The sequence below is a fragment of the Alkalibacterium sp. s-m-28 genome (genome assembly GCF_054658175.1).
In genome coordinates this window covers 1-6,041 of sequence record NZ_BAAGIQ010000106.1, presented here as the reverse complement: position 1 = coordinate 6,041, position 6,041 = coordinate 1, and the positions used below count along the sequence as shown (strand labels likewise).

Here is a 6,041-nt window from a genome sequence, read left to right as displayed (position 1 = left end):
AATTTCTGGAAAAAGTCATCCCTTGCGCCAGCAATTGACTTTTTTGGAAATTTTAACGAAAACTACTTGTGATAAAAGTAACAACCTATAAAACCTATTTATTCTAAGTTTTATGCAACACTAGTGAACAACAATATAATGAATGAGCCTGTTTAATGATGACCTTAAACCTTTGTCCAGATTGTATTTGTTATAAACAGAAGGGAGAAGGTATTCTCTGAGAACATTAGACAATTTGATTGATAACAGCAGGGCAAAAAGTATAGTCAATATTAGAACTAGAGTAATTTGTGTGTCTCCAAAAACAAAAAGAGTTTGGTACATGAAAGAAGTTCTAGAAAAATAAGTAAATAAAAATATTGCCACAGCAAAAATGCTCACCCAATTAACTAAAGTAGTCACAAAAAGTTGAGTATTTTCTCTATTTATTATTCTATCAAGTATTGATTTCACTGCTGATCTTATTAACAAAATAAGTAAAAGTCCGCCGATTCCTACAAGCCAAAAACCTACTTCACTATTTTCCATCCAATTTGTTAAAGTATTCATTGTATGATTGTCCTTTCTCGTATATTGTTTTCATTTTATCAGACCTGATTCAAATAAACGAGCTTTCATAATCAACAGAAAAAGTATTCTTCAACTTATTCTCTAACTTTACAATACCAACCTCGACAAAACTTGTGATTAATCGATTATTAAGCTTTTTTAAATTACTCTATATCCTCTTCATAGGTGATTTTTATCATTGAATGAAATTAGTAAAGCTGACAATGCTTACCGACAAATAGACATAAAAGAGTGCTTTGAAGATATACTTGAAGTAACGTATAATGAAAGGGTAGGAGAGGGGGCAGACTGATTCCATTCTCTCTTTAATCTTTTGTAATAACAGAAAGAAAGTGGATTTATGAATTGTAAAGAGAGTAAGCAATATAGACTTCGTGATAGAAAAGAAACGATTTACTGGATTGGCGGCTCTTCTTGTGCTGGAAAAAGTACTTTCGCCAAACTATATGCTGAAAAGAAAGGCTTTTCTCTATACTCCTGTGACAATCATTTCGAAGAACACCTAAATAGAATTTCTGCTTCAACTCATCCAGCGATGAGTCGCATGTCTAAGATGACATCAAATGAACTGTTTTATAAAACAAAGCCCGCTGAACAGTTACGATTATATATCGATATTTTTAAAGAGGATTTCAAGTTTGTGGTTGACGATATTTTAACACTACGAGACAAACCGCTAGTTGTTGAAGGTAATCAGTTGATGCCATCACTAGTGCACGATTTTATGAAGCTTAAAGATAAAGCTATTTGGTTAGCTCCTACAGAAAATCAACAGATAGAAATTTACAGTAAAAGAACATGGATTCATTCAGTTCTTAAAGACACTGATAATCAAACTATTGCTTTTAATAACTGGATGAAAAGAGACTCTTTATTTGCAAATCATGTAGTAAAAGAAACAAATAGATTAAATTTAACATCACTATCAATTGACAGTAATTTAGACTGGGATAAATATTTTGATCTAATTGAAAAGCATTTAAGCGAATAATATTTTTATAATACACTCCAAGAATATCTAGAATCACTAAAGACGATTTGAAAGTATCATACGTACAATTGATCGTGGAGAAACTGAACAGGCGTCAGAATCGCTCTGATATTTTTATAAAGACATAAATTATTTAATTTGAGATAAAAGACCGATTACTTGATACATCATGATTTAAATACAAAAATAAAGCAATAAATAGGGGATTAAATCATAAAACAGACGTACCTTGGTAAACTATGCTTTTTCTTTATTTTAGTTTACATAATATATATTATACAAAGTAGATTATTTAGAATATAGGGTCCCTCGCTTAAATTTATATTGATTCTGAACCTCACGCGTTTTAATCAAATATTGTTTTAAATTGATTTGAATTTAATTGACATTTAACTGATTTCTCAATTTCATCTACTCACTTAGTGTATCGATTAATATTTAGTTTCGAAAAATAAAAACCAGCCGTCAGCAACCTTTGCGCTGATCAGCTGGTTCTATTTATTGGACACTTAACGGTACGCGTTTTTCTGGCGCTGGAAATGCTTCGTTTAGCAGATTTAATTCTTCATTAGACAAATCGATATCCAGAGCTTTTCTGTTCTGAAGCACGTGTTCTGATGACCCGGCTTTAGGAATGGCTGTCATCTGTTCCTGATGCATGACAAACGCCAGCAACAGCTGAACAATTGAAATCCCCTTATTTTCTGCAATATTGTTGATGATTGGACTGTTGTAGACTTTATCTTTCAGGTCCGGCTCCTGACCGATGATTGGACAATAAGCCATGATGGGAATATTGTTTTCCTTCATATAGTCATGCAAAACGACTTCAATGCCTCTTGAAGCTAAATGATACAGAACCTGATTGGTCTGACAGTTCTCACCGTTTCTTAGAGAAAGCAGCTCCTGCATATCTTCTAGATCAAAGTTTGACACGCCCCAGCCCCTTATTTTACCCTGACGCTTCAGTTCTTCGAAGCAGTCGACTGTTTCCTGAAGCGGAACATTGCCTGGCCAGTGCAGTAAGTACAAATCAAGTTCATCAACACCCATGCGTTGAAGTGTCTTTTCGCAGGAGTCGAACATGCGTTCTTCACTGGCATTTGCGGGATATACCTTAGATACTAAGAACAGATCGTCACGGTCTACGTGTTTGATCGCATCACCTACCACTTCTTCTGCTCCACCTTCAGCATACATTTCGGCTGTATCGATCATAGTTAACCCGTTATCAATCCCTGCCCTCAGAGCATCTATCTCCTCATATCGTTTGTTTTTGTCTTCTCCCATTTTCCAAGTTCCCTGACCTAGTTTCAGGACTTTTCGCCCGTTGGGGAAAGTTACAGTTTTTTTCATTGATTTGTCTCCCTTCAATCGTCACTGTATTCACTTGCAGTTTAACAGAAATAATTATAGAAGAAAAAAATAATACCTCTGTTTTCCAGAGCACAAAAAACGTCATTCAGTTAAGAATGACGTTTTTTGTGTGTTATTTGATAGCTTATAAATTCATGTCTTCGTTTTTTATAGCAACTTTGCTGTCTTGCACATGAGGTTTCCATAGACCTAATATCACAGAAGTGATGATAGAACCAACTAGAAGTGAAACTAGGAAAAGCATAGTATTATCGCCTAACCCTATAACGAATACTCCTCCATGAGGTGCTGGTACTGTAACGTTCCATAATTGTGTCAGGCCTCCACCAATTGCAGCGCCCAGTACTGAAGAGCCGATGACTCTTAATGGATCTGCAGCAGCAAATGGTATTGCGCCTTCTGTAATAAATGATAGTCCTAGAACGAAATTAGATAGTCCAGATTGACGTTCGATATCAGTGAATTTGGATTTAAATAACAAAGTAGAAATAGCAATAGCTAATGGTGGAATCATTCCTCCGACCATAACCGCAGCCATTAAACTTCCATCTCCTGTGTCTCCAAAAATACCAATAGAGAAAGCGTAAGCTGCTTTATTGACAGGGCCACCCATATCAACGGCCATCATTCCACCCAGAACAGCACCTAAAATTACCGCATTGCCCGTTCCTAGATTTTCCAGGAAACCGATCATTGCATTGTTAATGACGGCAAAGAATGGGCCTATCAGGAAGAACATGAGAAGACCAACTGCCAGCAGTCCTAATACTGGGTAAAGAAGAATAGATTTAAGTCCTTCGAAAGTCTTTGGTACATTTTTTAGTGATTTCTTGATCAGGTTCATGACATAACCAGCTACGAAACCAGCTACTAGTCCACCAAGAAACCCTGCATCGCTTTCTACTGCAAGCAGTCCACCTGCCATACCTGGAAGGAGTCCCGGACGGTCAGCTATACTGTAGGCAATGTATCCAGCCAGAATCGGGATAAGGAATGTAAAGGCAGATCCACCGATCGAATTAAGTGAAGTAAACAGAATACTATCTTCACCTAACTGTGCTTCGAATAAGAATGACAGAGCCAGAAGAATTCCTCCACCAACGACGAATGGGAGCATATGAGACACCCCGTTCATCAGGTCTTTATAGATCGACTGCCAGCCGCTGCCTCGTTCAGTATCATCGGCATCGCTTGAAGCTGATGACCCTTCTGCCTGAAAAATAGGTGCATTGCCTGCAACTGCTCGTGTGATCAATTCTTCAGACTTGTTGATGCCCTCAGAAACCGGACGTTGCAATACAGGTTTTCCATTGAATCGAGCCATGTCCACTTTCTTGTCTGCAGCAATGATGACGCCGTCAGCTCGTTTGATTTCTTCAGCCGTCAGCTTGTTCTTCGCTCCGTCCGTGCCGTTCGTTTCTACACGGATCTCAACACCCATCTCAGCTGCTTTTCGCTTTAATGCATCTTCTGCCATATAGGTATGGGCAATTCCAGTAGGACAAGCTGTTACAGCGACAACAAATTTCTGGTCGCTTCCTGCATTCTTAGACGTTTCTTCTCTAACGACTTGTTCTTCTTCATCTTCTTTAAAGATATTCTGTACTTCTTCAGGGGTACGAACTTGCTTAAGCTTCGATACAACTGACTCGTCGACAAGCTTTCTGGAAAGAGATGCCAGAACTTGAAGGTGAAGGTCGTTTCCGCCTTCGGGAGCTGCAATCATAAAGAACAGTTCAACAGGCTGGTTATCCAGCGCTTCATACTCTACACCTTTAGATGATTTAGGCAAAAAGAACAGCTGGTTCTTTTACCGCTTTGTTCTTGGAGTGAGGCATGGCAATCCCATTACCCAGTCCTGTAGAGGTCTGACTTTCCCGGTTCATGATTCCTGTCTTGAATGTTTCTACGTCACTGATTACATTTTTCTCAGCAAGTCGCTGGATCATTTCATCGATAACGGCTTCTTTAGAAGTCGCTTCAAGGTCCATGATCATTAAATCTTTTCTCAATACATCATTGATCTGCATTTAGTTTTCCTCCCATTTTTCAACCGTCACAGTTTTTAGAACGGTCTGTATGTCTTTTTCTGTAGCCAAGTCTGTATTAAAAGCCGTTGCTGTTCCACATGCAACGCTGTAACGGAACGCTTCTTTCGCATTCTGCGTGTCGCTGTATACACCTGTAAATCCGGCTACCATCGAATCACCTGCTCCGACAGAATTTATCAGCTGACCTTCTTCTGCTTTTCCGTGATAGATTTCATCCTTAGTAAACAGAACTGCTCCGTCTTTACCCATAGAAACAATTACGTGCTTGGCTCCTTTGCTTACTAGCTCTTTTCCGTAATGGATCAGCTTTTCATTCGAATCGATACGCGTCGAATACAGTGCCTCGAGCTCGTGAATATTAGGCTTGGCGAGCAGCGGCTGATTGCCGAGAGCATCCATCAGTTCTTTACCCGTCGTGTCTATGACGAATTCAGCCTGTTTCTCATGAATACGTTCAATCAGAACCTGATAAAAATCATCCGGCATCCCACCTGGTTTACTGCCTGATAGAATGACGATATCTCCTTTATTCAGATCGGACATCTGGTCGAGAAGACGATTCTGATCATCTTTGGAAATCACTGGACCTGAACCGTTAAGCTCTGTTTCTTCCGATCCTTTGATTTTGACATTGATTCGTGTGTCATCGTTAACTTCTATAAACTGTGTACTGATCGTCTGCCTTTCTAATGTCTCTTTTATGAAAGCTCCTGGAAACCCTCCAATATAGCCTAGCGCGATAGAAGGTTTGTCGAGAGCTTTGAGTACACGAGAAACGTTGATTCCTTTACCTCCAGGGAATTTCTGGCTTTTATCAAAACGGTTCAAATCACCTAGTCTGATCTGTTCATCTGGAAAGATGACATAATCGATTGATGGATTGAGTGTCACCGTATAAATCATAAGTTCACCTCTATTACTTTAGTAGTAATTACCAATTTTTTTGTTTTTTCGTGTTGTTTTAATGCAACTATCGTTGCTCTATCAATTAAAATACAAAAAGGCACCTCTTCCCCCCCTTAATCTGATAAAATGAAGTTCACTAAAACAAA

The 6,041-nt window shown here is 38.6% G+C and carries 4 protein-coding genes and 1 pseudogene; 1 reads left to right on the top strand and 4 read right to left on the bottom strand.

Annotated elements, in window-relative coordinates; all coding sequences use genetic code 11:
• Positions 1-120: 120 nt before the first annotated feature.
• A complete protein-coding gene (locus ACYQ4S_RS10440) occupies positions 121-549 on the bottom strand; it encodes a hypothetical protein (RefSeq protein WP_459771002.1) in 429 nt (142 codons plus the stop codon).
• A gap of 361 nt (positions 550-910) precedes the next feature.
• Here ACYQ4S_RS10440 and ACYQ4S_RS10435 point away from each other — a divergent pair, with 361 nt between their 5' ends.
• Positions 911-1,561 (top strand): hypothetical protein, encoded by a 651-nt coding sequence (locus ACYQ4S_RS10435; RefSeq protein WP_459771000.1) that lies wholly within the window; start codon positions 911-913, stop codon positions 1,559-1,561.
• Between the two features lie 498 nt (positions 1,562-2,059).
• Here ACYQ4S_RS10435 and ACYQ4S_RS10430 read toward each other — a convergent pair whose 3' ends face one another.
• The 3 genes and pseudogenes from ACYQ4S_RS10430 to pfkB form a co-directional block, all read right to left on the bottom strand.
• Complete coding sequence (locus ACYQ4S_RS10430) at positions 2,060-2,917, bottom strand: aldo/keto reductase (protein ID WP_459770998.1); 858 nt, start codon at positions 2,915-2,917, stop codon at positions 2,060-2,062.
• A gap of 145 nt (positions 2,918-3,062) precedes the next feature.
• Positions 3,063-4,968: pseudogene (locus tag ACYQ4S_RS10425) on the bottom strand (PTS fructose transporter subunit IIABC).
• Complete coding sequence (pfkB, locus tag ACYQ4S_RS10420) at positions 4,969-5,892, bottom strand: 1-phosphofructokinase (RefSeq protein WP_346023614.1); 924 nt, start codon at positions 5,890-5,892, stop codon at positions 4,969-4,971. It abuts the pseudogene before it with no gap.
• Positions 5,893-6,041: the final 149 nt, after the last annotated feature.